The following is a 25,972-nucleotide window of genomic DNA, read 5'->3' on the forward strand; positions in this document are numbered from 1 at the left end:
AGAAGAGGGAACGCCATGATCAAAGATGAGATAACGATCCAGCAGAACAAAGTCAAATCGATGCAGGACTACCTCGCTCCTGCCGTACGTGAAATGAAGCCTTCAGGTATTCGGAAGTTTTTTGATTTGGTGAGCAACAGCAAGGAAGATATTATTTCTCTTGGTGTAGGGGAACCGGATTTCTCAACACCTTGGCATGTCCGTGAAGCGGCTGTGCATTCCTTGGAACGCGGTAGAACGAAATACACGCCAAATTCAGGTATTCCTGAGCTTCGTGAAGCGATTGCCGATTACCTTCATACGTCCTTTAAAGTGAAATATGAGCCATCGAATGAAGTCCTTGTAACGGTTGGCGGCAGTGAAGCGATTGACTTAGCTCTCCGAGCTTTAATAACGCCTGGCGACGAGATTCTTATACCTGAGCCTTGTTATATTTCGTATTCTCCAATTACGAGTATAAGCGGCGGCGTAGCTGTTGGGATCGAGACCTTCGCGAAGGACCAGTTTAAGCTGACAGAGAAAGCTCTTCGCGATGCGATTACACCACGCTCCAAAATATTAATTCTCTGCTATCCTAGCAATCCAACAGGCGGCATTATGACCTATGAGGATTGGCTGCCGATTGCCAAAGTCATTGAAGAGAACGATCTTATTGTTATTTCCGATGAAATATATGCAGAGTTGACTTATGGTCAGAAGCACGTGAGCTTCGCGGCTATTCCTGGCATGAAAGATCGGACAATTTTGGTTAGCGGGTTCTCCAAAGCTTTTGCCATGACAGGCTGGCGGATGGGATATGCTTGCGGTCACCATGAGCTTATTTCGGCGATGACCAAAATTCATCAATACACGGTGATGTGCGCACCGGTGATGGGTCAAGTTGCTGCTCACGAGGCGTTGACGAACGGCTTGGAAGAGAAAGATCGGATGATCGAGTCTTATAACCAACGCAGACGTTTGATTGTAAAAGGGTTCCGAGATATTGGTCTCGAATGCCATGAGCCGCAAGGTGCTTTCTATGCATTTCCAAGTATTGTCGCAACAGGATTAACCTCAGAAGAGTTTGCGCAGCGGTTATTATTTGAGTCAAAGGTTGCTGCCGTGCCTGGAGATGTGTTTGGTTTAGGCGGAGAAGGCTTCCTTCGCTGTTCATATGCCTATAGTGTTTCTCAACTAAATGAAGCATTAGAGAGAATTGGTAATTTTATGAGAAAATTGTAATCTATAACGTAAATAAATATGTTCATTATTGATGAAAACTGGTATTCTTGTAGTAAGGAGGGATGAGCATGGCTTTTATGGAATATCAACTATCAACCTATCAAAAACATTTTCAAATTCGTGAACAGGATTTCGGACAACGTTGGTTGACCAAGCGTGCGAAGAAGCAAAACTCCCTTACCTTATTAGAAGAAGAGATTCATTCTCTGCGACGCAGGTTAGAACAGATGGTTTTTGACGGGGAAGAAATGACATCGGAATCCGTCGTTGAATTGAGTACAATCCTAGACCAAAAAATAAATGAATATATGCACAATGGGAAAAAAAGTCGGTGAAAACCGACTTTTCTCACGACTATCGATGGATTCAGATAACAAACGGAGGTACGCTCACAACATGAAAGTGAAATGGCTGTTGGTTATGATGATGGGTCTTATGGTGATGCTTACGGGTTGCGGCGGGCCGAAGCCGGATGTATCGATATTTATTATGGGCGCTAATGGTTTTCCAAGTGAAGCGGGGGACAAGCTGGAGAGTTCATTGAAATCCAAGGTTGGCGAGGTTCCTACAGTCAAAGTCAATACATCCCCTATATTTTCGTTGGAAAAAATGATTGTGGAACTGGCAGCAGGAGGCAACGGCATCTTCATTCTTGCTGAAGATCAATTCAAATCACTAAGTAATCAAGCGGGTTTCGTTTCTTTGGATGATACGATCAAACCAGAAGATTATCCGGATGGCGTTATTCAAATAGCGGAAGAGGGCAAGCCTGCTGAAAAACATCTTTATGGTATTCCGCTTGCAGGAAACAAATGGATGAAAGAGCAAGGTTTTGAAGGGAAAGGCTTGGTAGCTTTTATTCCTCAAAATGCTCCGAAGATGAATGAGTCGAAGCAAGTGCTCAAAATAATTGCACAAAAGTAACAAGAAGTCTATAATCGACAAATAGATTGATAGTAAAATATGCAGCCACAGGTGCTGGTAAGCTCATAGAGATTGCCACTTAAAAGGGAAGCCGGTTAAAGTCCGGCGCGGTCCCGCCACTGTAATCCAGGCATGAATTGCCGGGAGAGTCAGGATACCTGCCTATGGTGCCGTTTACGACATCCTTCGAGGAAAAGGATCGCGTTAAATCAGGAAGCAACCGTAAGGGTTGCTGAGCGCCGCGATTTATCGTCCCCTTTGTTCCTTTGAGAACAAAGGGGCTTTTTTGTTAGTTGATAAGAAAGTATAAGTTTTATACTTTTGCTCCACATCAACCTTGACAAACGCGCTCGTCTCTGAGAGACGGCGCAGCCGTTTATCCTTGGGGTCAATCGAAATAAATTGTTCAGAGAGAGGGTTTACCAGATGAAAAGGAATTCAGTAAAAAATGCATTTATTCTTACAGTAGCGCTAGCAACAGCAATGAGTCTCGCAGCTTGCGGTAAAAAGGAAACGGAAATCTCTAATCCGTCCAAGCTTGGCGGGGAGGGGACGAAAGCCCCTGCTGCAACGGCGGCACCAACAACAGCAGCAGCCAAGAAGACGGTTTATCCTTTGAAAATAAAGGATGCTACGGGCAAGGAGTTTACATTTGATAAAGCGCCTGAACGTATTGCTTCTGTGTCCCCGGCTGAGACTGAAGCCCTTTTTGCAATTGGACTTGAAGCTAATATTGTTGGTGTATCTGATTATGATGATTATCCAGAAGCCGCGAAAACGAAGCCAAAGCTTGGCAGCATAACGAAGCCTAACCAAGAAGCGGTTATCGCAGCAAACGCTAATGTCGTTTTTACGGGGGTTTCGATGAATCCCGATACGGTAGAAAAGCTGCGAGCTTTGAATATCAACTTGTTTAAAGTGGAGCCTAAAACAGTGGATGATGCCATTGCGAATATTCAAACGTACGGAATAATTACGGATCATCAGGAGCAAGCGGAAAAAGTGGTTGCTAAAATGAAAGCGGACCGTCAAAAGGTTGTTAATGCAGTGAAAGACGTGAAGCAAGAGAACAAGAAAAAGGTATACATTGAATTTGCCCCGGGATGGACAGTGGGCAGTGGCGAGTTTATGGATGAATTGATCAAGATTTCTGGCGGTGTTAACGTTGCAGGGGACAAAAATGGCTGGTATCAAATCAGTGAAGAGAAAATCATTCAACAAAACCCAAGTGTAATTCTGTTCGCTAATGGGGTTGTCGATAGTAAAAGTAAGAAACCACTAGATGAAATTATCCGTACAAGAAGCGGTTGGGATGCCATTGATGCCGTGAAGAACAAGCAGGTGGTTGGCCTCGACCAAAACATGCTTAGCCGTCCAGGCCCAAGATTGACCGACGGGTTGCTTGAAATGGCGAAAGGCATTTATCCTGAACTGGTGAAATAAAATGAAAAGAAAATTAATGCTATGGGGAGGAGTAGGGGTTATACTCCTTCTTCTTTCTATTGTGGCGAGCTTGTCGCTGGGTACCGCAAATCTCCCGGTTCTGCAAATTGCAAGTATTCTCGCCAAGCATATCCCTTGGCTGGGAGATCACATCCATGCAACCTGGCCGCAGTCTTCAGAACAAATCATCAATAAAGTGCGATTTCCCCGTGTATTATTAGGGATTCTTGTAGGGGCTTCACTTTCAATCGCAGGGGCAGCCTTTCAAGGTGTGCTGCGCAATCCACTTGCGGATCCTTATGCACTCGGTGTGTCCTCGGGGGCTTCTGTAGGAGCCGCATTTTTAATCTATTTCGGACTGCAAGTAGCGTGGTTTGGGCAATGGTCGATTCCAATTGTTGCCTTCGTAACAGGACTTATTTCTTTATTTCTGGTTCTTAAGCTTGCGCAGATCGAAGGGAAGCTGAAGATGGAGACGCTTATTTTATCAGGCGTGGTCATGCAGGCATTTCTAGGGGCAATCGTATCCTTCATGGTGTCAATTTCCAAACAAGTCATTAATGAAATCATTTTCTGGCTAATGGGCAGCTTGGCTATGCGAGGTTGGTCGTATACGTATATCATTTCCCCCTATTTAATAATCGGTTTTATCGTGCTGCTTAGCTATGCAAGGTCGTTAAATTTACTGTCTTTGGGCGAGCGGCAGGCGTCACATCTTGGTGTGAATGTAGAGCGTACGAAGCTGATTGTGCTTATTGTGGCCACTTTCCTTACTGCTGCTGCGGTATCGGTTGCTGGTGTAATCGGCTTTGTAGGGCTCATCGTGCCGCATTTAGTGCGACTTTTGGTAGGTCCGGATTATCGGTTGATTATTCCATTGTCCGCAATTGGAGGAGGCATTTATGTCCTCTGGGCAGATACACTTGCTCGTACCCTGCTGAGTCCAACTGAAATACCACTTGGGGTCATTACAGCATTTCTGGGCGCGCCATTTTTTGCTTATTTGCTCCATAAGGATAAGAAAACGTTAAGAGGTTGATCGAGATGATTAAAGTGGAGAACCTTTCCCAGAGCTTTAGGGAACAGCAAGTGCTGGAGGGCATCAGCTTTGAGATCAAGCAGGGTGAATTTTTTGGCATAATTGGGCCAAACGGCAGCGGTAAGTCGACGCTGCTCCGTCTATTATCAGGGATTGATCCTGTTAAAACCGGACGTGTTGACCTGGGTGGCCGTTTAGTATCCTCCTATTCGCGAAAAGAACTGGCTAAATGGCTTGCTGTTCTCCAGCAGGATGCGCTGCCTCCAGTTGGCTTTACGGTCCGTGAAGTGGTGGAAATGGGCCGATATCCTTTTCAGAATTGGCTTGGTGAGGAGCCGGCTGATGCCGAAGGTTTAATTGATGGGATTGTCCGGAAGCTGCACTTGGAACCGCTGATAGATCGAACAATCGAGCGTCTTAGCGGCGGTGAACGGCAGCGTGTTTCTCTTGCTAAAGTGATGGCGCAGCAGCCGCGGCTGCTTATGTTGGATGAACCAACAACGTTCTTGGATATCGGATATCAAGTACAGATGATGGATTATATCAAGGAATGGCAGCGAGAATCCGAGTTGACGGTTGTAGCTGTCCTGCATGACTTGAATTTGGCTGCGCAGTACTGCACGCGATTAATGGTTGTACATAATGGCAAGCTTGCAGCGATAGGAACACCTGATGAAATCATTACTAGCGGATTAATCAGCGAAGTGTATGGAACAGAACCGATTGTCCTGCAGCACCCCGTTAACGATGCGCCGCAAATTTTATTACAGCCCGGAAAATAGTTGAGCTATCGGAGGACACAATCATGAATAAGATGCAAAAGATTATAGATAGCATTAAGCCTGTTCATCAAGAGGTGGTGAACCAAGCGAATGAGCATTTGAATCAGTTGACTAAACCGCAGGGAAGCCTCGGTAAACTGGAAGATATTGCGCGTCAAGTTGCTGGAATTACGGGCGAAGTGATGCCGATTTTTGAGAAAAAAGCGGTCATCGTAATGGCTGGAGATCACGGTGTATGTGAAGAAGGGATTAGTGCATACCCGGCGGAAGTAACGCCTCAAATGGTGCTTAATTTCCTTTATGGCGGGGCTGCTGTCAATGTTCTTGCCAGACATGCCGGCGCTGAAGTCGTCTGTGTCGATATGGGGGTTAATGCTGATCTGGAGCACCCTAATCTCCTTTCTCGCAAAGTAAGAAAAGGGACGCGTAATATGGCGCGTGAAGCGGCATTAACGCTGGATGAGACTGTGCAGGCGATACAAGCTGGCGTAGAAGTTGTAGACGAGTTGGTGGAAAAGGGCTATCGACTCTTCGCTATGGGAGAGATGGGGATCGGTAATACAACGGCTAGCGCGGCGATTTTGTGCGCTTTGACGGGCTTGGATGCCAGCATTGCTGTTGGCCGAGGAACGGGCATTGATGATGGCAAATGGCTGCATAAAGTGTCCGTTGTGAATAAGGCGCTGGATGTGAATGGGCTTCGTGTGGATGAGGTGAACAGATCAAGCGCAGAGTATGCGTTCGATGTGTTGATGAAGGTCGGCGGACTGGAGATCGCCGGACTTGTTGGTGTGATTCTCGGCGCAGCGAAGAATCGCTGCCCGGTGGTCGTCGACGGCTTCATCTCGTCGGCAGCTGCCCTTGTGGCGAGCCGATTAGCACCGCTAAGCGCGTCCTACATGCTCGCGTCGCACTTATCGCAGGAGCAGGGACATGCGAAGCTGCTCGAAGCGGTTGGCCTCGCAGCGATACTGCAAATGGATATGCGCCTGGGCGAAGGAACAGGCGCGGTGCTTGCCTTTAACTTGATCGATGCCGCAGGCAAGATCATGAAGGAAATGGCGACATTCGAGAGCGCAGGCGTGTCGCGGGGTTAGAGGCTTGGCTGCAGCGATGATTCGTTAGCTTACGCAGTAAGTGGAGAGAGGGAGGCGAAGGCGCCATGGCGGTTTTGGTTACGGGCGGCGCGCGCAGCGGCAAGAGTTCTTTCGCGGAGAAGCTCGCCATGCATGGCAGCGAGCGTGGGATTTATATCGCGACTTCCCACATCTACGATGAGGAAATGAAGGAGCGGGTTGAGCTGCATCAGCAGATGAGGCTTGCCTCGGGGTATCCCTGGGATACCCGGGAGGAGCCTTTCCAACTGCGGGAGCTGCTGCTCCACCTGCAGGAGAGCGGGGAGGATGCCGTGGTCTTGGTTGACTGTTTGACTCTTTGGCTGTCCAACTGGTTGCTCCAACATGAGGGGGAAGTAGATGCTTCTGCTCGGGTAATGAAACGTATAGACGAGCTTGTAGAAGCCGTGTCCTCCTACCGTGGACACCTCATCTTGGTTACGAATGAAGTAGGTGATGGCATTGTGCCGGAATATCCGCTTGGCCGCAGTTTTCGCGACTTGGCAGGACGAATGAATCAACGTTTAGCTGGGGTATGTGAGCAGGTATTCCTTGTCACGGTTGGCATACCCATGGAGCTCAAAAGCAGAGCTTATCGACTGGAAGAATCGACTGGAATAAATACTGGAATAAATAAGTCTTTAAGCATAGAACGGTGATCAATATGTGGATATATTCTTGGCAGGAAATCGTTAGTATGACGGCTGCTGCCATTGCGCTGGATTGGCTGATTGGTGATCCGAAGTGGCCTACACACCCGGTTATTCTCATTGGACGCTTCATTCGCTGGGTAGAAGGCAAGTTACATAAAGGAAAAGAGACATCAGTTATCTCATCTGGATGGGTACGAACGAAGGGTGTCATGCTTACTGTTTCTACTGTAGTGCTGAGCTTTTGCGTGATGCTGCTGCTTATTCTTGCTGCTCGCTCGATCCATGAGTGGCTCGGCTACTTGGTCTCTACATGGTTCATTTCCACAACGATAGCTATAAAAGGATTAAAGGATGCCGCATATCTAGTTTATAATCCGCTGCGTGCAGGTAATCTCGCAGATGCTCGCAAGTACACGGGCTACATCGTAGGCCGCGATACGGATGAGCTCGGCGAGGAAGAACTGACGCGCGCGGTTGTGGAGACCGTGGCAGAGAACATCGTCGACGCGGTCATCGCGCCTTTGTTCTATGCGCTGATCGGCGGAGCACCGCTCGCGATGATGTACCGGGCATCGAATACGCTGGATTCGATGGTCGGCTACCGAAATGACAGATACCGTCATTTCGGTTGGGCGTCGGCCCGCTGGGACGACGTTATGAACTGGATCCCGGCTCGGCTGACCGGCCTCCTGTTGATCCTCGTCGCCCTGCTGCAGCCGGGCCTCTCGGCGAAGCGCGCAGCGGCAGCGATTCGCCGCTTCGCGCATCTGCACCCCAGCCCGAATAGCGGAATTCCGGAGTCGGCGGTAGCCGGGGCACTCGGAATTGAGCTGGGCGGGCTGAACGTCTATGGCGGCGCTGCGAGTGAGCGCGCTCGCCTCGGCTGGCCACTGCGTCAGCGGACGCAGCAGGATATTGTCTACGCCGTAAGGATGCTTTACGGCGTCAGCTTTGTAGTGATGGGAGGATTGCTGTGCATACTACTCGTACTGTTTTACTAGACTGGCTGCGTGCTTGCATAGCAGCCTTTCAGTTTTTAACTCGTTTGCCTATTCCTGTGCAAATTGACTATACGAACCGAGTATTCCAAAGAAGCGTGATATTTTATCCGCTAGCAGGATTCGTCATCGGTCTTCTTTTACTCCTAGCAGGTGAGGGGGTTAGCCTCGTCCTGCCTGCGATGCCCGCAGCCGTTCTGCTGCTTGGGTTCTGGATCGTCTTAACAGGGGGCCTGCATTTAGACGGGCTAATGGATACCGCTGATGGTATTCTTAGCCACAGACCCCGCGAGCAAATGCTAGAAATCATGAAAGACAGTCGCGTTGGCGCCATGGGTGTCATCGTTTGTGTTATCCAACTGCTCCTCAAGTTTTCGCTTCTATACACCTTGCTAGATACTGGTGGGATGGGCGGCGTATGCTTCTTACTTGCGGTCGTGCCCATCTGGAGCCGCTGGTTTATGGTTGCAGCTATTCATGGTTGGCCCTATGCCCGGCGAGACTCGGGATTAGGTAGTTTTTTTCGCGGAGTTACCAAATGGCATGTGACTTTGTCTAGCCTAGTAGCTCTCTTTACTACTACGCTTTTTATTACAATATTTTCCGTATGGCAAGCTGACTCTGGCGTTACATTGATCTCCTTCACCAATGGTTTAGCTATCATTTTTAGCTTTGCTATAGGCACAATTCTAATAGGTTGGATTTTGGCCACGTATATAAGTCGTAAATTGGGCGGTTTAACTGGAGATACATACGGTGCATTGAACGAGCTTATCGAAACTCTACTTTTATTGGGTGTTACCATCTTCTCAGCTTCCCACATGTAGGTTTGCAAATCCCGAACAATGATCATCCATCCAGATTATACCTCAGAGAAAGGAGTGAATATCATGCTAGAACGCTATGGGCATGGTGGCGATCTCTGGACGGCAGAAGAAGCCTTTGGCCGTCCGAAGGAGCAATTCTTGGATTTCAGCTCGAATATGAATCCGTTAGGCCCTCCTTCGATTGTGCAGCATATTCTCAGAGACGGGTGGCGCGATATGGTGAAATATCCAGACCCCGCCGTGCGTGAGCTGAGAAACAAGCTTTCGTTGAAATATGATATCGAGGTGGATAGTATTCTGGTTGGCAACGGGGCTGCGGAGCTGATCGATCTTACTGCGCGAGTGTTAAAGCCCTCTGTTACCGGAATAGCGAGGCCTTCTTTTAGTGAATATGAGGAAGCGGTTCATAAATCAGGTGGCGGTATTTACAACATCCCTCTATCATCAATACACAATTTTGAATTGCAGAAACAAGATATCGAAGCCGCCAATTCGGCCGTGGACTTGTTCTTTCTAGGTCATCCGAATAATCCAACAGGGAAGCTGGTTCCTCGTCAGGTGTTGGACATGCTTATGCAGAGTAACCGTAGATTGGTGCTTGATGAGGCTTTCATGGATTTTGTACCGAATGAGCAGGAACACTCTTTCCTCAAACTCGCTTCCACAAGTCAGCAGCTTGTCGTCATCCGTTCGATGACGAAATTTTATTCCATCCCGGGTATACGTTTAGGCTTTATGGTGGCTCACCCCGATAGGATTCGGCACATCCAACAACTTCAGGTGCAGTGGAGCGTAAACTATTTAGCTCAGCGCATCGGAACTGCCGTGCTTGATGATTTGGATTTTGAGCAGTCCAGCCGGCAGTGGCTGGAGGAAGAGAAGCCTTGGCTCACTCAGCAGCTCGAGCAATTAGGTCTTGAAGTCGTTCCTAGTGATGTGAATTTCTTGCTTTTTTCATTTCCTGAGTGGATGGGTATCGATGTGAAGATGGCCCAGAAGCATTTGGGTCAGCAGGGGTTATTGATCCGAGATGCTTCCCTTTTTGAAGGTCTCCATAAACGCTATTGCCGAGTTGCGATACGACTTCGCGAAGACAACGAACGGTTAATAGCTGGTTTACATCACATGATGGCCGAATTCATGCAGAACCGGGGGCAAGCTGATGACGAATAAGACTGTGCAAGCTGCAACACTGATGGTTCAGGGCACAGCTTCCGACGTGGGTAAAAGCATTCTAACGGCCGCATTGTGCCGCATTCTCGTTCAAGACGGCTGGCAAACGGCGCCATTTAAGTCGCAAAATATGTCCCTTAATTCGTATGTTACTTTTGATGGCAAAGAGATTGGCCGAGCGCAAGGGGTGCAGGCGGATGCCTGTCGTATTTTAGCTTCAACAGATATGAATCCGATCCTGCTTAAGCCGAAGCAAGACATGGTTGCTCAGGTTGTTGTTCACGGGAAGCCATACTCGGATCTAGATGCCAGGACGTATAGAGAGTCCTATTTGCCGCAGGCTGAAGTCATTGTGAAGGAAGCTTTAACCCGTTTACGCAGTCAATATGACGTAGTGGTGCTGGAGGGGGCAGGAAGCCCTGCTGAGGTTAATTTGAAGGACCGTGATATTGTAAATATGCGGCTAGCGGGTTGGGCGGATGCTCCTGTACTTCTTGTTGCTGATATTGATCGTGGAGGCGTATTTGCCTCAATTGTAGGGACACTGGAGATCTTGACGCCGGAGGAAAGAGACCGGGTTAAAGGCTTTATTATTAATAAGTTTCGTGGAGATGTTAGTCTGTTGAAACCGGGCTTAGATTGGCTAGAAGAGAAGACGGGTAAACCTGTTCTTGGGGTCATTCCTTATCTGCCGCAGTTAGGCATTGAGGATGAGGACTCAGCTTCACTAGATTCCAAGCGCATGCAGAACAAACGGAATGAGAGTCCTCAAGGGAAACAGGCTGATCAGCTGGATATCGCGGTTATTCGCTTGCCACGCCTCTCTAATTTTACGGATTTTGATCCTCTGCAAGAAGAGAAAGATGTCCATTTCCGCTATATTACACACCTTTCCGAGTGGGGAGAGCCGGACGTCGTATTGCTGCCGGGCAGCAAGAATACGATGGATGATTTACGATATTTGAACGAATCCGGTCTGGCAGAACGAGTAAAGGCTTTTGCGCAAATAGAGAATGGTTGGGTCGCCGGTATTTGTGCAGGCTATCAGATGCTAGGCGCTAAGCTGCTGGATCCAAACGGCTACGAATCCGATCATCCTGAGCTGGAGGGGCTAGGGCTTTTACCAACGGAGACGGTATTTACTTCCGATAAACGGACCGTTCAAGTTCAGGGGAGCAGTACACTTTTTGCTGAAAATAGTGCTGAGATTGTCATCGATGGCTACGAAATTCACATGGGACGGACGCGTTATTTGCAAGAACTGGTGACGCCTTTCCAGATCAAGGCTCTTACCAGCCTCGATAAGGATAGCCCTGACAACGTTCTGCACGGAGACGGGGCAGCTGCGGATCATGGGCGTGTTTGGGGGACGTATTTACATGGAATATTGCATAATGATGACTTCCGCAGAGCCTGGTTAAATCGTATTCGCAAGCATAAAGGATTATCCCTCATCGAGGGCGGACTTCGTTTTAAAGAACGTCGAGAGGCTGCTTTCGATAGATTGGCTGACCACGTTAGATGTCACTTGGATATGAATCGTGTTTATGAGATGATGGAGTTATCAAAGCCTTGGAAAAGGGAGGATGTTTGAAAATGAAAATTTATACTCGAACTGGTGATGCGGGGCAGACAGGCGTAATCGGTGGCCGTGTGGATAAAGACGATGTTCGTGTTGAAGCTTATGGCACAACAGATGAACTGAATTGTTATGTGGGTCAGGCGATGAGCTTTATGGATCCAGAGAAATATCCTGATTTACTCCCGGATTTGCTGCAGGTGCAGCATGAACTGTTTGATTGCGGCTCAGATCTTGCTCTCTTGAAGCAGGAGCTGCGTCCTTATAAAGTAACAGCCGAAATGGTCGATATGCTGGAGACTTGGATTGATAAATACGATGCTGAAACTCCGGATATTACACGATTCATTTTGCCGGGCGGCGGAACCGTTTCATCCACACTTCATGTTTGCCGTACCGTTTGCCGTAGAGCTGAACGCCGGGTGGTAACGCTTGCTAGAACACAGGAAATTAATCCGGAAGTCCGAAGATACTTGAACCGACTGTCCGATTTATTCTTCACCATTGCCCGCACTGCGAATCACCGTGAAGGAATTACGGATGTGGAATATGTACGAAGCGCTGAGGTGTTTAGACGTAAATCATGAGTTATTATGAACCGTTAGTATACATCGTACCTCCAGAGGAAGAGGGCTTCATTCTCAAGACGGTGCTGCAAAAAAGATTGATGGTCTCACGCAAATTGCTATCCCGTATTAAGCTGACCGAGCAGGGCATAACGGTGAATGGGGTTAGACAATACATCAACATTAAGGTGAAGGCTGGCGATCGTGTAGAAATTCGTATGGAAGAAGAGCAATCCGAGGATATCTTGCCGCAAGATCTTCCACTGCAAATTCTGCATGAAGATGAGCATCTGTTGATATTAGCCAAAGATGCGGGTATCATCGTACACCCAACGCATGGGCATTATTTGAACACAATCGCCAATGGCGTTGTGTATCATTGGCAGCAAGCGGGCATTACGTGCCGTTTCCGCCCAGTGCATAGGCTAGACCAAGAAACCTCAGGTGTATTGGCAATCGCAAAGACGCCCTATGTGCACCAGCAAATATCGGAGCAGATGATTCAGCATCAGGTGAAAAAAGAATACCTAGCCTTTGTGTGGGGCGTCGTCACAGCGCAAAGCGGAACGATCAATGAACCTATTGATCGCGATTCTGAACAGCCGCATATTCGCATCGTTACCGCTGACGGGTATTCGGCCGTAACTCATTATGAGGTCGTGGAACAATTCGCGCATGCCGCTTTAGTTCGGATATGGCTTGAAACCGGTCGAACACATCAAATCCGTGTTCATATGCGGCATTTGGGTCATCCGCTGCTTGGAGATAAGATGTACACACTGCCTGAGTTTGAGCATAGTTTATCAGCTGCAGAGGCTAGTGAACGACTGGGTCGTCAGGCACTTCACGCGTATAAACTGGGCTTTGTGCATCCAGGAACAAGGGAATGGACGGAGTTTCATGCTCCTCTGCCTGCGGATTTAACTGTTTTGCAATCATGGCTGCAGGAAAGTAAGTAATTAAACAGAAACCATCCCTTTTTAGGATGGTTTTACTTTGTTATAACTTGACTTTCCGTATCAATTAGCTCAGAATTTTAAGTAGTTCGTTTCATTTCAACTTAGACTTAAAGGAGCTTTAAACATCATGGGAGTAAAAATATTTTGTTATGATAAATGCGGGACATGCCGTAGTGCCATAAAGTGGCTGAAAAATCATCATGTAGATATTACAGAAAGTGTCCCTTTATTCGAAACGCCGCCTTCTGCCAAGGAATTGGCTAAGCTGCTTGGTGATAGCGGTCTGGAAATAAAAAAGTTTTTTAATACTTCCGGAGACGTATATAAAGAGATGAGTCTGAAAGACAAGCTTTCCAGCATGTCGCAAGAGCAAATGCTCGAATTGCTCGCCTCAAACGGCAGGTTGATTAAGCGTCCGATCGTAACCGATGGCCATAAAGTAACTGTTGGTTTCAAGGAAGCAGAGTATGATGAAGTATGGGCGAAGGGGTGATCATAGGTTGGAAGAGAAGAAGAAACCAGCAGGTAAAAAGTCACCGCTAGCCATTGGAGGTTTCATAGCCGTTCTATTATCACAAGGAAAGCTGCTCTTAGGCTTACTAAAGCTTGGTAAGGTTGGCGGAGCCATCATTTCGATGTTCATAACAATTTGGGCCTATGCCTATCTGGCTCCGCTGCCCTTTGCAATTGGCATTGTTCTGATGATTCTCATTCATGAGCTCGGTCATGTTTTCGCTGCCAAGATAAAGGGGCTTCCCGTGTCAGCTCCCGTATTTATTCCTTTTCTTGGAGCACTGATAACAATGAAAAAGAATCCTTCCGATGCTGCAACAGAAGCGTTTATTGGCATAGGTGGTCCTATTCTGGGGACTGTTGGTGGCGTTGCCGCTTTTGGTTTGGGTGTATATATCAATTCTCCTGTCATTGTCTCGGTTGCCTACGCTGCATTCTATTTAAATTTAATTAATTTACTCCCCATTCATCCACTAGATGGAGGGCGAATTTCTACAGCAGTAACTCGTTGGCTATGGATTCTGGGTTTAATCGGCGGTCTGGTATTTATTTACTATATAAATAGCCGTGTAAGTCAACTTATTTTCTTTGTAATATGGGCCATGTTTGCTTGGGACTTGTATAAAAAATTCGTGAAATACAGAAATCGAGAAGAGATTCTTTCGGTTTCGACTCGGTTCGATTTTAGGGCTGATCATCTACTTCAACAGGGATATATCATTCCAGGTGAAAATCATACACGAGATCTTGAATATACAACTTATTCGGATTTACAGGGCCCTGGGGAGAGTAGACAAACTATTGTGTTGTATTGGCAGGGGATCGGATTCGAGGGGCATGCGTTATTGCCTCAGCAATCCATTATTAAAAGAGTTCAATTAACCAAAGTGGAACGTATGCAGAAAGAGACGGGGTTTTATTTAGGGTTGCAAGTAAAAGTGGATTATACACCTCTAGGGATACAGGAGCTTTATTATGAAGTCCCTGCGAAAACCCGTTGGAAATTCGGAATCGCATATCTTGCCCTCGTATTGTTTTTGCTTTATATGATTAGACTTGTTCATCAAGTTGGAATTATCGACTGATGATTTACACTCGCCCTATTAATTAATGATATGAAGTGAATTCATTATAAAGAGGATATGAACCATGAAAATTACAGGATCAAAGCGACTTAGTCAACTAGGATCGGCTATTTTTTCAGAAGTAGCAGATTGGAAGAGAGAGGTTATGAACCAAGGGGTAGACGTCATAGATTTAGGTATAGGAAGTCCTGATCTACCTCCTTCTGATCGAATTATTGAAGCGATAACAGAGGCCGTTCGCAACCCTGCGCATTACGGTTATCCTACATCAGAAGGAAGTTTAGCGTTTCGAGAAGCGGTTGCCCGATGGTACCGCTATCGATTCGGTGTGGAGCTGAGTCCCGAAAGTGAAATATTGACTCTGATGGGCTCACAAGATGGTCTTGCTCACTTAGCGCTTTCACTCTGTGATCCTGGGGACATGGCCATTGTCCCTGATCCAGGTTACCCCATATATTCGGCAAGTCTCGTGCTGGCGGGAGTCGAACCTTACTTGTTGCCGCTGCGCGCAGAACACAACTTTTTACCCCAATTAGAGGACATTCCAGTAGACGTGGCTGCTAAGGCTAAATTCATCCTGTTTAACTATCCAAGCAATCCATTGTCTGCTGTTGCAGATCGCGCTTTCTTTGAGCATTTGATTACCTATGCCAAGAAGCACGACTTGCTTGTCGTACACGATCTTGCCTACTCCGAAATGGCTTTTGACGGTTACCGGCCAATAAGCATTTTGGAGATAGAAGGCGCTAAGGAGGTTGCTGTCGAGTTTCATTCACTGTCAAAAAGTTTTAATATGGCAGGTTGTCGAATCGCTTTCTTAACCGGAAATGCAAGCGCAGTGAATGCTCTAAAAACGCTGAAATCCAATATCGATTACGGTGTATTCAGTGCCATTCAAGCGGCTGGAATTGCAGCATTAGAGGAAGACATGGAGCATAATCACTCCGTTGCCTATGTGTATGAAAGAAGACGAAATGTGTTTATCTCGGCACTAGCGGAAGCGGGTTGGATCATACCACCACCCAAGGCAACTATGTTTATCTGGGCTCCAATTCCGAAAGGATGGACATCTCGACAAATTTCCCGGGAAATGTTATATCATGCTGGTGTTGTCGTTATTCCTGGAGACGCTTTCGGGGCCGAGGGAGAAGGCTTTGTGCGAATTGCATTGGTACAAGAAGAGGGTCGATTACTTGAGGCGGCAAAGCGAATAGGAGATTGGCTTCGCACGTTAGAATGAAAATTAGAGATATTGGTAAAAATAGGAGAATGAGAGACATATAGATGTTTACGTAATGAAATAAAACTTATTTGTTGAAAGGGGTAAGCATATGGATGCCATTTCCTCATTATCGGAGCTTTTAGCTGACCAGAAGCCTTCATCGTTCGTAGAAATTCCCGGAATTCTGGGGCAAACATTTGGGCAAGCGACAATTGCAGCTACACTGCCTATGAGCAAACTATTTTCAATCTATGAAGTTGATTTAGAAGTTCAACGTGCGATTATTCCGCGTAATCTTTCTAAACTAATTGATTACGTTAATTTGTATTTAGAAGATCGCCAACCTATTTATTTCCCGGGAATCATTTTCTCGGCAAGAGGTGCAGGTCACTATGACGAAGATCAACAAGCGCTTCGTTTGCAGCCTATTGAGAAATTGTATGTCGTGGATGGTCAGCATCGGTTGGCCGCTTTCCAGCGCATAATGGAGACGTTACAAAGTCAAATGGCTCGTGCCAAGGATCGTCGTGAGTACGACAAGATGGAAGAGATCACGGAGAAGCTTCGCCGTTTGTACGCGTTCCCTATCTCAACCATGACTTATTTGGACATTAATGCTCGTCAAGAACGTCAATTGTTCTCCGACATTAATAAACTTCCGCGCAAGCTAGGCGGCAACCTGGCGGTACTTCGCGATCAGCGCAGATTCTATCACGTTGCTGCGTCGGAGCTTGCAGCCAAAGCGCCAGCTATGCAGAAGCTGACCGTAGATATGTTCTCTGAACGCGGCAAGTCCCCTGAGTATTTGTTCTCCTACCACTTGCTGATCGAAATATTGATTGCTTTGTTTGAAGGCAGAATGAAATCAGCAGCGCGCAATAACGGCTATCAATATGAGGATAAAGAGCTGCAAGATCTGGTATCCTTGGCAGGAACCTATTTCAATGGCTTGTTGAATTACTTGCCCGAACCAGCTAAGGGTGAAATCGTATGGTCGGAGAATATCCAAATTGCACTAGCCATGTTTGTGCATGAAGAAGCTACGAAACCAGGTAAATTTAATCGCTATGCACTTGAGCACGTGTTGAAAATACTTCCGCATGTGAATTGGAACAACATTTATGCGGGTGAAGAGAAGGATCGGTTGCCGAGACGGACTCGCATTATGAAAGCCTACAACCATATCAAAAACTTTTATCAAGATCAGAATGCATTTCTCATCAGCGATGCCGATTCTTATAATTCCAAGGAGGACGTGAGCTAATGGAAGGATTACGCCTTAAGATGACCATTCATCCTTTTTGTGATAAGTTCGGACTTTCAACCGTAGCTTTACGCGTTCAGGATCTGTTGAATTATACGATGATTGACCCTATGGTGCAGCGTAAGCTGAGCAACATGCAAAGACGCAAAATCTCCACCTATTTGCAAGAGCGGGAGCTCGATCATGTGTTCTTCGGACCGGTTACGCTGTCATTGCGTGAAGTGAATCAGCTGTCCAAGGGCGAGAAGGAATTCCTTCTGAAGCATGGATCTAAGCTGTCTATTTTGGATGGTCAGCATCGTATCTTAGCGCTTGGCTATGTGAATGATCAGATGCAAAAGGAAGTTAGACGTTATGAGAAAAAATTAGTGGTGCTAAAGATCAAACAACGGAAGTTCCCGGAGGATGCTGAAATTAAGCAAGAGGTTGAGGAAACAGAAGGTACCATTAATCAGCTTGAGGGAAGACGTCTAGATTTGATGGAAACACAGCTTGCCGTACAAATCTATATTGGCTTAACAGAGGAAGAAGAGCAGCAGTTGTTCGGCGACATTAACTCTAAAGTTCAGCTGGTGAGTAAAGAGCTTGGTCACTCCTTCGATTCCATTGACCCGTTAAATCTGGTTATTCAACAAGTTGTCGATCATAATGTGTATCTCAAAGCAGCCGGTGTTGAGCGTCGCAACAACTTGACTTCGTTCAATAGGAACTTTACTTGCTTCAGCTGGTTATATGCAACGGCGACGATGCTCTTTTCAGGCAGAATGCAGCCATCTTATGAGCTTCAGCGTAAAATTCGCCACGATCCATCGACGTATGTAGAAATTTTGCACCAATTTTTTAATACGATCCTGCCGATGATGCCAGAGCAACCAGGCTTGGCGCAGTATACATCTGCCAATCGTGTGATTCAAGAAAGTATCGCACTGTATGCTAATCGCTTCTTATTCCCGAACGGGGAGTATAACGAGGAATGGACGAATGCCTTGCAGATTCTGGATGGCTTCGATTGGTCGCATGACAATGAGGAATTGATTTACGTATTTGGCGCGTTGGATAACGGTAAGATCAATCTCATCCACGAGAAATCGCTGAAAAAGCATGTAAAGCTTGTTCAATTCTTCCTTGAGGGCACGGATAGTGGAAGTGCGGCTGAAGATGATGTAGCTTCGTCTGCTTCATAAAAACACAGGCAAAAAGACAAATGAGAGATTGATCTCATTTGTCTTTTTTTTGTTTAGTAGATAAGAAAGTATAAGTTTTATACTTTTGCTTCGCATCTACCTTGACAAACGTGCTCGTCCCAGAAGGACGACGGAGTCGTTTATCCTTGAGGGGCGCGGGGGAGAATGAATGCAAATGTGACTGACTTTTTCCCTGCTTGTTTGCCTGGGAGTTGTACGGCGTACAACAATTTCCTTAATATTTTCCCATAAATAGAAGATGTTGTATTTTGTACAAGAATTAAACCATTTTTCATCCAAATCGGCTCATTTTTGTGGGGATTATTGTATTTACTGCAACATTCTCCCCGGACAGAGCTGACTAGCTTGAATAGTGTTGTACAAAACACAACATTGCTTGTTGCCACAAGGTGGTCAGAATCCAAGGGTTCCCGCGTGAAACTGTTCACCTAAAAAGGGAAGAAGGCTGTTCCTGATTATCCAAACTTTGTCATAAATATTTATTAATATGTGCATGCTATACGTATTCTCGAAAAAACAAAGGAGACAACATGCAAACTCAACAAGAACAACAACAAAACGCCATTATGCAAGTACCACCTCAGGTAATTACTACCAAGGACTCTCAGTATCTAAAGGACCAATTATCGTGGGAGCTCTTAGCCATGAAAAAATGCCGCCATTTTGCACAGGAATGCTCGGATTCTGAAATTAGACAATTGATTGATAAGGCCGGTCAAATGCATCAAAAACATTACATGCTCTTATTGAAACACCTGCAAAACAATAATACAGAGGAAATGAAAAAAGTTCCTCAAACACAACAATGAAGGAGGATCGTATATGAATCAGAATCCACAAGTCATCAAGAATCCTAAACCTGCCAATGAGCCGCAAGTCAAAGGTCCCGAATTGAATGACCGTGACCGGGTAAACGATATCTTGGCGACGGAAAAATACTTAACGGACAGCTTTAACGTATCTGCCAGAGAAGCAAGTCACACTTCTCTACACCAGGATATTATGACGATTTTGAACGAGACACATCAATGTCAATATGAACTATTTGAAATGATGTTTAGAAAAGGGCACTACAAATTAGAGGCCGAAGAACAAACGAAACTGGATCAAGCCTTTCAACAGTTTTCTAATTATTCAACGCAATTCCCATATCAAGGCACAACCATTCAGTAGTGGTTGCTTGCGGCAGGAATTGATGCTCTCATCGTGAATACAAAAAGACACCATTTTTGGTGTCTTTTTGTGTTCATTGGAAATGTGCTGCTCCGCGCGCAGCACGGCGAAGCCATAAGGCATAAGCTTCACCTGGAGCTTCCCGCCGACCGGCGCCGCCACGCTTGCGCCACCGTGCGCATCGCACCAGCTGCGCTCGCCGCCCATCCAGACGCTCAGCAAGATTGTCTGCGTCGAGTTTTCTTCGTCAGCCCCACTTGTAATGTCATTGCTAACGAACCGTATTGTACTTATACATGAGAATACACCTTCTCGATTGATTTAACGAACACCAGTGACGTTATGGAGTAGAGTATAGGCTGAATGCTAATCTTTTGCTTAAAATAACGCATCTTGAATTCGTAGCAACTTCAGATCTATGCTTTTTGATCAAATAAGAATTTTTAAGTTCGTAAGGCGTAAGAACGATAAAGTTGCCTACCGCTGGCTACAAACAGAAGTTGGTGCTCAACTAACTTGTGAAGAATCCGCCTCGCATGCTGGTCTGTAATTTGTAAATGGGAGGACAACTCTGATGGCGTAAATGGACGAGGTATCCGTCTCGCGTAACGGATCGTTTCAGCTTCAAGCCAGGTCAAATTTTTAGGCACATCCATCGCAATGAACTTCCCACTAAAGGAAAGAACAAACTGCTGGCAACGTTTGGGTTCATCCGTAATGGAAAGATAGGCAATCGGCATAAAGATCCAATCGTCAAGTGCTAATCAACAATGCCGCCAACATAAGTCGTTAACGCGCTCTAGCACAAGCCGCGTATTGCCCGGCTTGGCGTGTAAGAAGCGCAATGCGCCTGTGCTCAGCGCTTCATTGCTTTTCCGAAGCTGGACCAGATGATCAAAATGCTGCACATATGGTTTCAGTCTTCCCATTTTTGACCATACTGCATAATGTAGCTACTCAACTAGCAGGAGGGTATCCCAGACCATGTTGGCCGTTCATCAACGTATGGCGGAGTTATGGACATTACGCAGAGCGCGAGAGTTAACACGAGCAGAGCAAGATGAATTACTGCTGTGTATGGAAGCTAACGCGACATATGTATGGAACCGTTTGAAACTGGAAAATTTATCGCTCTGTGCTTCGCTAACCGGAGACTATGATTGGCTGCATGAAATTTGCGAGCGCATCGAAAAGCTTGAACCCAAGCACTGACCTATCCGGTCGGTGCTTTTTTCCTTTTCTGCAAGAGAGTGGACAGGTATAATGGTAGTAGTCTAAATCTAAGGAGCTGTGACATGGTAAGCTGGTTCAAGCAATTGTGGGGGGCTCCCCATAAATTCTTTCTTCTGGGTTTACTGCTATTAACCGCGTTATTACTAAGATTATATCTAGCACCTCTTTGGAAGGGCTATGATACTGACGTACGAACGTTCCTAGCGTGGTCGGATCGCGCATATACGGTAGGCTTATCCGGATTGTACACGAACGCCAAAGATTACTTTCTCGATTATCCTCCTGGGTATATGTATGTCCTATACCTCGTTGGTTTACTGCACCACAAACTGTCAATTCCCTGGGAAAGTGCAGGGTCACTGGTCATTCTGAAGCTTCCTGCCATTCTGGCTGATATAGTCACAGCATACCTCTTATTTCAGCTAGCGATTAGCCGCCAGGGCGGGGCACGGACGTGGATACAAGCTATTCTAATTGCTGCTTTGTTTGCCTTCAATCCAGCGATTTGGTCGAACTCCGCGATATGGGGACAGGTTGACTCTTTCTTTATGTTATTTATTCTTGCAACTTTGTTGCTGCAACAGCGGGGGAAGCTCCCACAAGCCGCGATTTTTATAGCGTTGGCCCTTCTTCTTAAGCCGCAAGCCCTTCTTTTCGGTATTTTTCTACTTATCGACGTTATACGAAAGCGGAGCATGATGGTATTGTTGTTGAGTGTTCTTAGCGGAGCTGCAACGATGGCCGTGATTTCACTCCCTTTTGCCGTTGGCAGAGGGTATGGCTGGTTGATCGGACTATACTCAGGCACCTTAGCTTCCTATCCATACGCCTCCCTGAACGCATTCAATCTGATGGCCCTCTTGGGCGGCAATTTTATCGATATGAATAGCAAGTTCCTGCACATCTCTTATCAATGGATTGGATGGGTGCTTATGGCGCTCTCCATCGTTTATGTTTGCTATTTATATATTCGCAGCAAAGATCAGCGTGGCGCCTTACTCTATGTGGCTTTCTTATTTATCACGGCCGTATTCATATGTATGACCAAAATGCACGAGCGTTATTTGCACTACGGATTATTACTGGCGCTAACCAGCTTCATTTACATAAAGGATCGCCGGATTCTGTGGCTCTTTATTGGTTTTAGCATCACTCATTTTATTAATATGGCCGATGTGCTGTTGCGCAGTTTTCATCAGGATTATCACATTCCGAGATATGATCTTTTGATGTTGGTCGTATCGGCCATTAATGTTATGATGTTTGCCTATGCATGTTTATTGGGATGGAGGCTTTTCGTGGAATCACAACAAGAACAGAAGGTGGAGGAGCCAGTTCCGCTGCCAACCGAGCAAGAAATTGACGCAGAAATTCATACAGAGTCCGAACGGTGGAAGGCGATTTTCAAACCAAGTAGGGATGAGGTAGAAAGAAGCACAAAGGGACGTTTTTTCACCAAAAAGGATGCGCTTTATCTTGGCGCTTTAGTGTTGGTTTACACGATAATTGCTTTATTTCATCTAGGTGGGCATAAGGCTCCCACAACGTTCTGGAAGCCAACAAGCGCAGGAGAAACGGTCATTGCGGACCTTGGCAGCTCGCACAATATTACGAGAATTAACACCTTTGCAGGTGTAGGTGAAGGGGCATATTCGTTCTGGTTTTCACAAGATGGTAAACAGTGGCAGGATCAAATATCGGTAAAATCCGACCACACCAAGGTATTCACTTGGAACACAGTCGAGCCTAATAAAGATGCGCGTTACGTTAAAATGGTCATGGATGCACAGGAAGGAGCGGCGCTGCATCTTCATGAAATCGGTATTTTCGGAGATGGCAGCACGGCTATCTTGCCGATTGCTAAGCTATCTGAACAAGATGTAAACGCGGCTGATGAAGGAACGACAGCTAATTTGTTCGATGAACCTGCCACAGTACCGTATACGCCTACGTATATGAACGGATCGTATTTTGATGAGATCTACCACGCAAGAACCGCCTATGAGCATCTTCATCAAATAGAGCCGTATGAAAGCACGCATCCACCGCTTGGTAAAGTACTAATGTCGATTGGCATTTATGTGTTTGGCTTGAATCCGTTTGGCTGGAGAATCATCGGAACGCTGTTTGGTGTTGGCATGATTCCAATCATGTATGTGTTCGCTAAGCGAATGTTCGGCCGTTCAGAATATGCCTTTATCGCTGCTTTCCTGCTTACCTTTGATTTCATGCACTTTGCGCAGACGCGCATCGCGACGATAGATGTTTACGGCGTATTCTTCATCATGCTGATGTTCTATTTCATGTATCGTTACACAACGCTTAGCTTTTACAGGGAAAAGCTTTGGACCACGTTAATCCCTTTAGGGCTATCCGGTCTTTTCTTCGGCATTGGAGCTGCATCCAAGTGGATTGTTATCTATGGCGGTGCAGGGCTTGCTGTGCTGCTGCTCTTATCCTTATTAGAGCGGTTCGGCGAATACCGTTTCGCACGAAATTTGCTGCGAAAGGTGGAAATTGAGCCTCCACTTTCAGAACCGGAGCACACGCGTCTACAGCTTGTAGAGAAGCTTTTCGTACGAAACACGCTGCTTACTTTGCTGTGGTGCGTACTCACGTTTATCATCATTCCGCTAGGTGTTTATACGTTATCCTATATTCCGTTCATGATGGTTCCCGGTCCGGGGCACAATCTGAAGGATGTGGTCACCTATCAAGTGCACATGTACAAATATCATAAAGATTTGGTCGCAACGCATCCTTTCTCTTCCCCTTGGTGGGAGTGGCCGATGATGCTCCGTCCGATATGGTATTATCAAGCTAAGCTCATGCCGCAGGGCATGCTTTCGAGCATCGTCTCCTTCGGGAATCCGCTAGTATGGTGGCCGGGCTTCATTGCCGTTATCCTTTCGTTTTATGTGGCAGTTACACGTAAAGATAAGCGGCTGCGGATGCTGCTAATCGCTTACTGCTCGCAGTATTTACCGTGGATTTTAGTACCAAGGCTGACATTCATTTATCACTATTTCGCGATGGTTCCATTCCTTGTGCTGATCTTAACCTATTACATCAAAGAGTATTTAGAAGAAGGACCGCTACACAAGAAAAGATGGGTTTACGGATATTTAATTGCGGTATTCGTTTTGTTTGTACTTTTCTATCCGATTCTTTCGGGGATGATCATTCCATCTAAGTATTCCTTCTTTCTCCGGTGGCTGCCGGGTTGGAATTTCTTTTAAGCAAAAAGTATTGACGTTCATAAAAGGCAATGGTAATATAAACCCAAGTAAATTACTATGAATTAAAATAAGTCGACCCAACAACAGGAGACTCCCACTTTGTACATAGCAAAGGCAGCGGAGTCTTTTTTTCATCCAAACCCTAATGGAGAGTGAATCACATGGCTAAAGTTGTAATTATTTCAGGAAGTCCAACACCTACATCCCGTTTGCATGGCGTTATCGAAGTGGCAAAAAGTGAACTGTTGAAAGCGGGTTTGGAAGTGGAATGGATTAAGGTACGTGACATCCCGGCAGAGGATTTGTTATACGCCAAATTTGACAGTGAAGCTATTGTGAAAGCGAATGCGCATGTTGCTGAGGCAGATGCCGTATTCGTCGCTACGCCGGTCTATAAAGCCTCTTACACAGGTGTGTTAAAAGCTTTCCTCGACCTGCTCCCACAAAAGGGCCTCGATCACAAAGTTGTACTTCCGTTAGCCGTCGGAGGGACGATATCTCACTTGCTCGCGATAGATTACGCTTTAAAACCGGTGCTATCTGCATTAGGCGCGCAAAATATTCTGCAAGGTGTGTATGTACTCGATAAGCAAGTGACGTGGGGTGATCAAGGACAAGCCATACTGGACGATGACATTGCAGATCGACTGCAAGAATCCGTGACTGAATTCATTCAAGAAATTAAATGGCATACGAGCCGTTAAAAAACGAATAAATAATGGAAAACCGCTGCTGGTACCTTTTACTAGTAGTGGTTTTTTGTGTCCTGAACAACCGTTCCCATGCTATACTACTGGTAGAACTTATACGTTATGATTTATAGAATAGGAGCGATTATTTTGTCCGAAACATCATCTGAATCTGTGCTGCTGGTCGATGGCATGGCTTTATTATTTCGTGGTTATTACGCCACTTCTTCCGGTGGTTACATTATGAGAACAAGTGCCGGCACGCCGGTTAACGGGGTTTATGGTTTTCTCAAATATTTGCTAGATGCGATTCAGACGTTCAAGCCTACACATGTTGTTTGCTGCTGGGATATGGGAAGTAAGACGTTTCGTACGGAGAAATTTGATAGTTACAAAGCGAATCGCGGACCTGCTCCGGAAGAGCTGCTCCCTCAGTTTGATTTAGTGAAGGAAGTAACAGCTAGCTTCAACATTCCAAACGTAGGTGTAGTCGGATACGAGGCGGATGATTGCATAGGCACCTTGGCAAGTACATATAGTCCATCTACGAAAGTACAGATTCTCACAGGCGATCACGATATGCTTCAGCTTGTAAATGAGAATACGGAAGTTATTATTATGAAAAAAGGTCAATCCAACTATATGGTGTATACGCTGGAAACCTTGATGGAAGAGAAAAGTCTAACACCTGCTCAAATTATCGATCTGAAGGGTTTAACCGGAGATACGGCGGATAACTATCCAGGGGTAAAAGGAATTGGTGAGAAAACTGCGACCAAACTGCTCATGGAATATCAGGACATCGCCGGGATTTTGGAAAATTTAGCGGCACTGCCGAAAGGTGTTCGCGCCAAAATTGAGGCTGAGATCGACATGCTGCATTTATCACGTGATTTGGCTACGATTCGTTTGGATGCGCCTGTCGCTTGTGCGCTTGAGGAATGCGGATGGTCGATGGAGCGGGAGAAGGTCATTAGCAAGTTCGAGGAATTGGAATTCAAAGGTTTGATGAGATTAATTGGATAAATTCATAAAGAAGGGACAGGGCTATTATTGGCCCTGTCCCTTTA

The 25,972-nt window shown here is 46.1% G+C and carries 27 protein-coding genes and 1 riboswitch; of the genes, 25 read left to right on the forward strand and 2 right to left on the reverse strand.

What is annotated here, in order from left to right:
- Positions 1-15: 15 nt before the first annotated feature.
- The 21 genes from G519_RS0107120 to G519_RS0107220 all read left to right on the forward strand — a co-directional run bounded on the left by G519_RS0107120 (position 16) and on the right by G519_RS0107220 (position 19,741).
- Positions 16-1,221 (forward strand): aminotransferase class I/II-fold pyridoxal phosphate-dependent enzyme, encoded by a 1,206-nt coding sequence (locus tag G519_RS0107120; RefSeq protein ID WP_029194083.1) that lies wholly within the window; start codon positions 16-18, stop codon positions 1,219-1,221.
- A gap of 68 nt (positions 1,222-1,289) precedes the next feature.
- Positions 1,290-1,556, forward strand: a complete 267-nt coding sequence (locus tag G519_RS0107125) for an aspartyl-phosphate phosphatase Spo0E family protein (protein WP_029194084.1) — start codon at positions 1,290-1,292, stop codon at positions 1,554-1,556.
- A 61-nt stretch (positions 1,557-1,617) separates the two neighbouring features.
- Positions 1,618-2,145: a type 2 periplasmic-binding domain-containing protein gene (locus G519_RS0107130; protein WP_029194085.1), complete on the forward strand. Its 528-nt coding sequence runs from the start codon at positions 1,618-1,620 to the stop codon at positions 2,143-2,145.
- A gap of 32 nt (positions 2,146-2,177) precedes the next feature.
- Positions 2,178-2,325, forward strand: a riboswitch (cobalamin riboswitch).
- A 246-nt stretch (positions 2,326-2,571) separates the two neighbouring features.
- A complete protein-coding gene (locus G519_RS0107135) occupies positions 2,572-3,588 on the forward strand; it encodes an ABC transporter substrate-binding protein (RefSeq protein WP_029194086.1) in 1,017 nt (338 codons plus the stop codon).
- A 1-nt stretch (position 3,589) separates the two neighbouring features.
- On the forward strand, positions 3,590-4,627 hold the full coding sequence (locus G519_RS0107140; RefSeq protein ID WP_029194087.1) for a FecCD family ABC transporter permease: 1,038 nt from the start codon (positions 3,590-3,592) through the stop codon (positions 4,625-4,627).
- Positions 4,628-4,632: 5 nt separating this feature from the next.
- Positions 4,633-5,409 (forward strand): ABC transporter ATP-binding protein, encoded by a 777-nt coding sequence (locus G519_RS0107145; protein WP_029194088.1) that lies wholly within the window; start codon positions 4,633-4,635, stop codon positions 5,407-5,409.
- A 23-nt stretch (positions 5,410-5,432) separates the two neighbouring features.
- Positions 5,433-6,506, forward strand: a complete 1,074-nt coding sequence (gene cobT, locus G519_RS0107150; protein WP_029194089.1) for a nicotinate-nucleotide--dimethylbenzimidazole phosphoribosyltransferase — start codon at positions 5,433-5,435, stop codon at positions 6,504-6,506.
- Positions 6,507-6,571: 65 nt separating this feature from the next.
- Complete coding sequence (cobU, locus tag G519_RS42140) at positions 6,572-7,183, forward strand: bifunctional adenosylcobinamide kinase/adenosylcobinamide-phosphate guanylyltransferase (protein WP_051253207.1); 612 nt, start codon at positions 6,572-6,574, stop codon at positions 7,181-7,183.
- Between the two features lie 5 nt (positions 7,184-7,188).
- Positions 7,189-8,178 (forward strand): adenosylcobinamide-phosphate synthase CbiB, encoded by a 990-nt coding sequence (gene cbiB, locus G519_RS0107160; protein ID WP_029194090.1) that lies wholly within the window; start codon positions 7,189-7,191, stop codon positions 8,176-8,178.
- On the forward strand, positions 8,151-9,002 hold the full coding sequence (gene cobS / locus G519_RS0107165) for an adenosylcobinamide-GDP ribazoletransferase (RefSeq protein WP_036632286.1): 852 nt from the start codon (positions 8,151-8,153) through the stop codon (positions 9,000-9,002). The genes cbiB and cobS overlap by 28 nt, the downstream gene beginning before the upstream one ends.
- Before the next feature lie 63 nt (positions 9,003-9,065).
- Positions 9,066-10,175 (forward strand): threonine-phosphate decarboxylase CobD, encoded by a 1,110-nt coding sequence (cobD, locus tag G519_RS42145; RefSeq protein WP_036632287.1) that lies wholly within the window; start codon positions 9,066-9,068, stop codon positions 10,173-10,175.
- Complete coding sequence (locus G519_RS42150; protein ID WP_036632289.1) at positions 10,165-11,769, forward strand: cobyric acid synthase; 1,605 nt, start codon at positions 10,165-10,167, stop codon at positions 11,767-11,769. The genes cobD and G519_RS42150 overlap by 11 nt, the downstream gene beginning before the upstream one ends.
- A 2-nt stretch (positions 11,770-11,771) precedes the next feature.
- Positions 11,772-12,341, forward strand: a complete 570-nt coding sequence (locus tag G519_RS0107180; protein WP_029194092.1) for a cob(I)yrinic acid a,c-diamide adenosyltransferase — start codon at positions 11,772-11,774, stop codon at positions 12,339-12,341.
- Positions 12,338-13,279 carry an RluA family pseudouridine synthase gene (locus G519_RS0107185; protein WP_029194093.1) on the forward strand — a complete coding sequence of 314 codons (942 nt, stop codon included), beginning with the start codon at positions 12,338-12,340 and terminating at the stop codon, positions 13,277-13,279. Before G519_RS0107180 ends, G519_RS0107185 begins: the two co-directional genes overlap by 4 nt.
- 127 nt (positions 13,280-13,406) lie before the next feature.
- Complete coding sequence (locus G519_RS0107190; RefSeq protein ID WP_029194094.1) at positions 13,407-13,772, forward strand: arsenate reductase family protein; 366 nt, start codon at positions 13,407-13,409, stop codon at positions 13,770-13,772.
- A complete protein-coding gene (locus G519_RS0107195) occupies positions 13,747-14,877 on the forward strand; it encodes a site-2 protease family protein (RefSeq protein ID WP_244280051.1) in 1,131 nt (376 codons plus the stop codon). The genes G519_RS0107190 and G519_RS0107195 overlap by 26 nt, the downstream gene beginning before the upstream one ends.
- Before the next feature lie 64 nt (positions 14,878-14,941).
- Positions 14,942-16,117, forward strand: a complete 1,176-nt coding sequence (locus tag G519_RS0107200) for an aminotransferase class I/II-fold pyridoxal phosphate-dependent enzyme (protein WP_029194096.1) — start codon at positions 14,942-14,944, stop codon at positions 16,115-16,117.
- Positions 16,118-16,208: 91 nt separating this feature from the next.
- Positions 16,209-17,363 (forward strand): DNA sulfur modification protein DndB, encoded by a 1,155-nt coding sequence (locus tag G519_RS0107205; RefSeq protein WP_029194097.1) that lies wholly within the window; start codon positions 16,209-16,211, stop codon positions 17,361-17,363.
- Entirely contained in the window at positions 17,363-18,547 is a 1,185-nt protein-coding gene (locus tag G519_RS0107210) for a DNA sulfur modification protein DndB (protein WP_029194098.1), read from the forward strand. Before G519_RS0107205 ends, G519_RS0107210 begins: the two co-directional genes overlap by 1 nt.
- 551 nt (positions 18,548-19,098) lie before the next feature.
- Positions 19,099-19,377 (forward strand): hypothetical protein, encoded by a 279-nt coding sequence (locus G519_RS0107215; protein WP_029194099.1) that lies wholly within the window; start codon positions 19,099-19,101, stop codon positions 19,375-19,377.
- 13 nt (positions 19,378-19,390) lie between these two features.
- Positions 19,391-19,741 (forward strand): spore coat protein, encoded by a 351-nt coding sequence (locus tag G519_RS0107220; protein WP_029194100.1) that lies wholly within the window; start codon positions 19,391-19,393, stop codon positions 19,739-19,741.
- On the opposite strand, the gene G519_RS50005 is transcribed toward G519_RS0107220, so the two are convergent.
- Positions 19,703-19,963, reverse strand: coding sequence for a hypothetical protein (locus G519_RS50005; RefSeq protein ID WP_127528199.1), 261 nt, complete (start codon positions 19,961-19,963; stop codon positions 19,703-19,705). The genes G519_RS0107220 and G519_RS50005 overlap by 39 nt on opposite strands.
- A 221-nt stretch (positions 19,964-20,184) precedes the next feature.
- The gene (locus G519_RS48780; RefSeq protein WP_409371996.1) at positions 20,185-20,481 is read right to left on the reverse strand and encodes a hypothetical protein; all 297 of its coding nucleotides are present in this window, start codon (positions 20,479-20,481) and stop codon (positions 20,185-20,187) included.
- Positions 20,482-20,725: 244 nt separating this feature from the next.
- Between G519_RS48780 and G519_RS0107225 the strand changes: the two genes are divergently transcribed.
- From G519_RS0107225 to G519_RS0107240, 4 genes are all read left to right on the forward strand, one after another.
- On the forward strand, positions 20,726-20,953 hold the full coding sequence (locus tag G519_RS0107225) for a DUF7667 family protein (RefSeq protein ID WP_029194101.1): 228 nt from the start codon (positions 20,726-20,728) through the stop codon (positions 20,951-20,953).
- An 83-nt stretch (positions 20,954-21,036) separates the two neighbouring features.
- Positions 21,037-24,213 (forward strand): glycosyltransferase family 39 protein, encoded by a 3,177-nt coding sequence (locus tag G519_RS42155; RefSeq protein ID WP_051253209.1) that lies wholly within the window; start codon positions 21,037-21,039, stop codon positions 24,211-24,213.
- A gap of 161 nt (positions 24,214-24,374) precedes the next feature.
- Positions 24,375-24,917 carry an NADPH-dependent FMN reductase gene (gene ssuE / locus G519_RS0107235; protein ID WP_029194102.1) on the forward strand — a complete coding sequence of 181 codons (543 nt, stop codon included), beginning with the start codon at positions 24,375-24,377 and terminating at the stop codon, positions 24,915-24,917.
- A 177-nt stretch (positions 24,918-25,094) separates the two neighbouring features.
- Positions 25,095-25,928: a 5'-3' exonuclease gene (locus G519_RS0107240; RefSeq protein ID WP_409371997.1), complete on the forward strand. Its 834-nt coding sequence runs from the start codon at positions 25,095-25,097 to the stop codon at positions 25,926-25,928.
- Positions 25,929-25,972 lie beyond the last annotated feature (44 nt).

It is taken from the genome of Paenibacillus alginolyticus DSM 5050 = NBRC 15375, from assembly GCF_000422905.1.
In the GTDB taxonomy this organism is placed as follows: Bacteria; Bacillota; Bacilli; order Paenibacillales; family NBRC-103111; genus Paenibacillus_E; species Paenibacillus_E alginolyticus.

What these genes read in the sequence shown, in the direction of transcription:
- G519_RS0107205 (WP_029194097.1), top strand. Translation starts at nt 16,209, where the DNA reads ATGGATGCCATTTCCTCATTATCGGAGCTTTTAGCTGACCAGAAGCCT.
- G519_RS0107185 (WP_029194093.1), top strand. Translation starts at nt 12,338, where the DNA reads ATGAGTTATTATGAACCGTTAGTATACATCGTACCTCCAGAGGAAGAG.
- G519_RS42150 (WP_036632289.1), top strand. Translation starts at nt 10,165, where the DNA reads ATGACGAATAAGACTGTGCAAGCTGCAACACTGATGGTTCAGGGCACA.
- cobT (WP_029194089.1), top strand. Translation starts at nt 5,433, where the DNA reads ATGAATAAGATGCAAAAGATTATAGATAGCATTAAGCCTGTTCATCAA.
- G519_RS0107195 (WP_244280051.1), top strand. Translation starts at nt 13,747, where the DNA reads ATGATGAAGTATGGGCGAAGGGGTGATCATAGGTTGGAAGAGAAGAAG.
- G519_RS0107225 (WP_029194101.1), top strand. Translation starts at nt 20,726, where the DNA reads ATGTTGGCCGTTCATCAACGTATGGCGGAGTTATGGACATTACGCAGA.
- G519_RS0107140 (WP_029194087.1), top strand. Translation starts at nt 3,590, where the DNA reads ATGAAAAGAAAATTAATGCTATGGGGAGGAGTAGGGGTTATACTCCTT.
- G519_RS0107210 (WP_029194098.1), top strand. Translation starts at nt 17,363, where the DNA reads ATGGAAGGATTACGCCTTAAGATGACCATTCATCCTTTTTGTGATAAG.
- G519_RS48780 (WP_409371996.1), bottom strand. Translation starts at nt 20,481, where the DNA reads ATGCCGATTGCCTATCTTTCCATTACGGATGAACCCAAACGTTGCCAG.
- G519_RS0107135 (WP_029194086.1), top strand. Translation starts at nt 2,572, where the DNA reads ATGAAAAGGAATTCAGTAAAAAATGCATTTATTCTTACAGTAGCGCTA.
- G519_RS0107190 (WP_029194094.1), top strand. Translation starts at nt 13,407, where the DNA reads ATGGGAGTAAAAATATTTTGTTATGATAAATGCGGGACATGCCGTAGT.
- G519_RS0107200 (WP_029194096.1), top strand. Translation starts at nt 14,942, where the DNA reads ATGAAAATTACAGGATCAAAGCGACTTAGTCAACTAGGATCGGCTATT.
- cobU (WP_051253207.1), top strand. Translation starts at nt 6,572, where the DNA reads ATGGCGGTTTTGGTTACGGGCGGCGCGCGCAGCGGCAAGAGTTCTTTC.
- G519_RS0107215 (WP_029194099.1), top strand. Translation starts at nt 19,099, where the DNA reads ATGCAAACTCAACAAGAACAACAACAAAACGCCATTATGCAAGTACCA.
- G519_RS0107125 (WP_029194084.1), top strand. Translation starts at nt 1,290, where the DNA reads ATGGCTTTTATGGAATATCAACTATCAACCTATCAAAAACATTTTCAA.
- G519_RS0107130 (WP_029194085.1), top strand. Translation starts at nt 1,618, where the DNA reads ATGAAAGTGAAATGGCTGTTGGTTATGATGATGGGTCTTATGGTGATG.
- G519_RS42155 (WP_051253209.1), top strand. Translation starts at nt 21,037, where the DNA reads ATGGTAAGCTGGTTCAAGCAATTGTGGGGGGCTCCCCATAAATTCTTT.
- ssuE (WP_029194102.1), top strand. Translation starts at nt 24,375, where the DNA reads ATGGCTAAAGTTGTAATTATTTCAGGAAGTCCAACACCTACATCCCGT.
- cobD (WP_036632287.1), top strand. Translation starts at nt 9,066, where the DNA reads ATGCTAGAACGCTATGGGCATGGTGGCGATCTCTGGACGGCAGAAGAA.
- G519_RS0107240 (WP_409371997.1), top strand. Translation starts at nt 25,095, where the DNA reads ATGGCTTTATTATTTCGTGGTTATTACGCCACTTCTTCCGGTGGTTAC.
- G519_RS0107180 (WP_029194092.1), top strand. Translation starts at nt 11,772, where the DNA reads ATGAAAATTTATACTCGAACTGGTGATGCGGGGCAGACAGGCGTAATC.
- G519_RS0107145 (WP_029194088.1), top strand. Translation starts at nt 4,633, where the DNA reads ATGATTAAAGTGGAGAACCTTTCCCAGAGCTTTAGGGAACAGCAAGTG.
- cbiB (WP_029194090.1), top strand. Translation starts at nt 7,189, where the DNA reads ATGTGGATATATTCTTGGCAGGAAATCGTTAGTATGACGGCTGCTGCC.
- G519_RS0107120 (WP_029194083.1), top strand. Translation starts at nt 16, where the DNA reads ATGATCAAAGATGAGATAACGATCCAGCAGAACAAAGTCAAATCGATG.
- G519_RS0107220 (WP_029194100.1), top strand. Translation starts at nt 19,391, where the DNA reads ATGAATCAGAATCCACAAGTCATCAAGAATCCTAAACCTGCCAATGAG.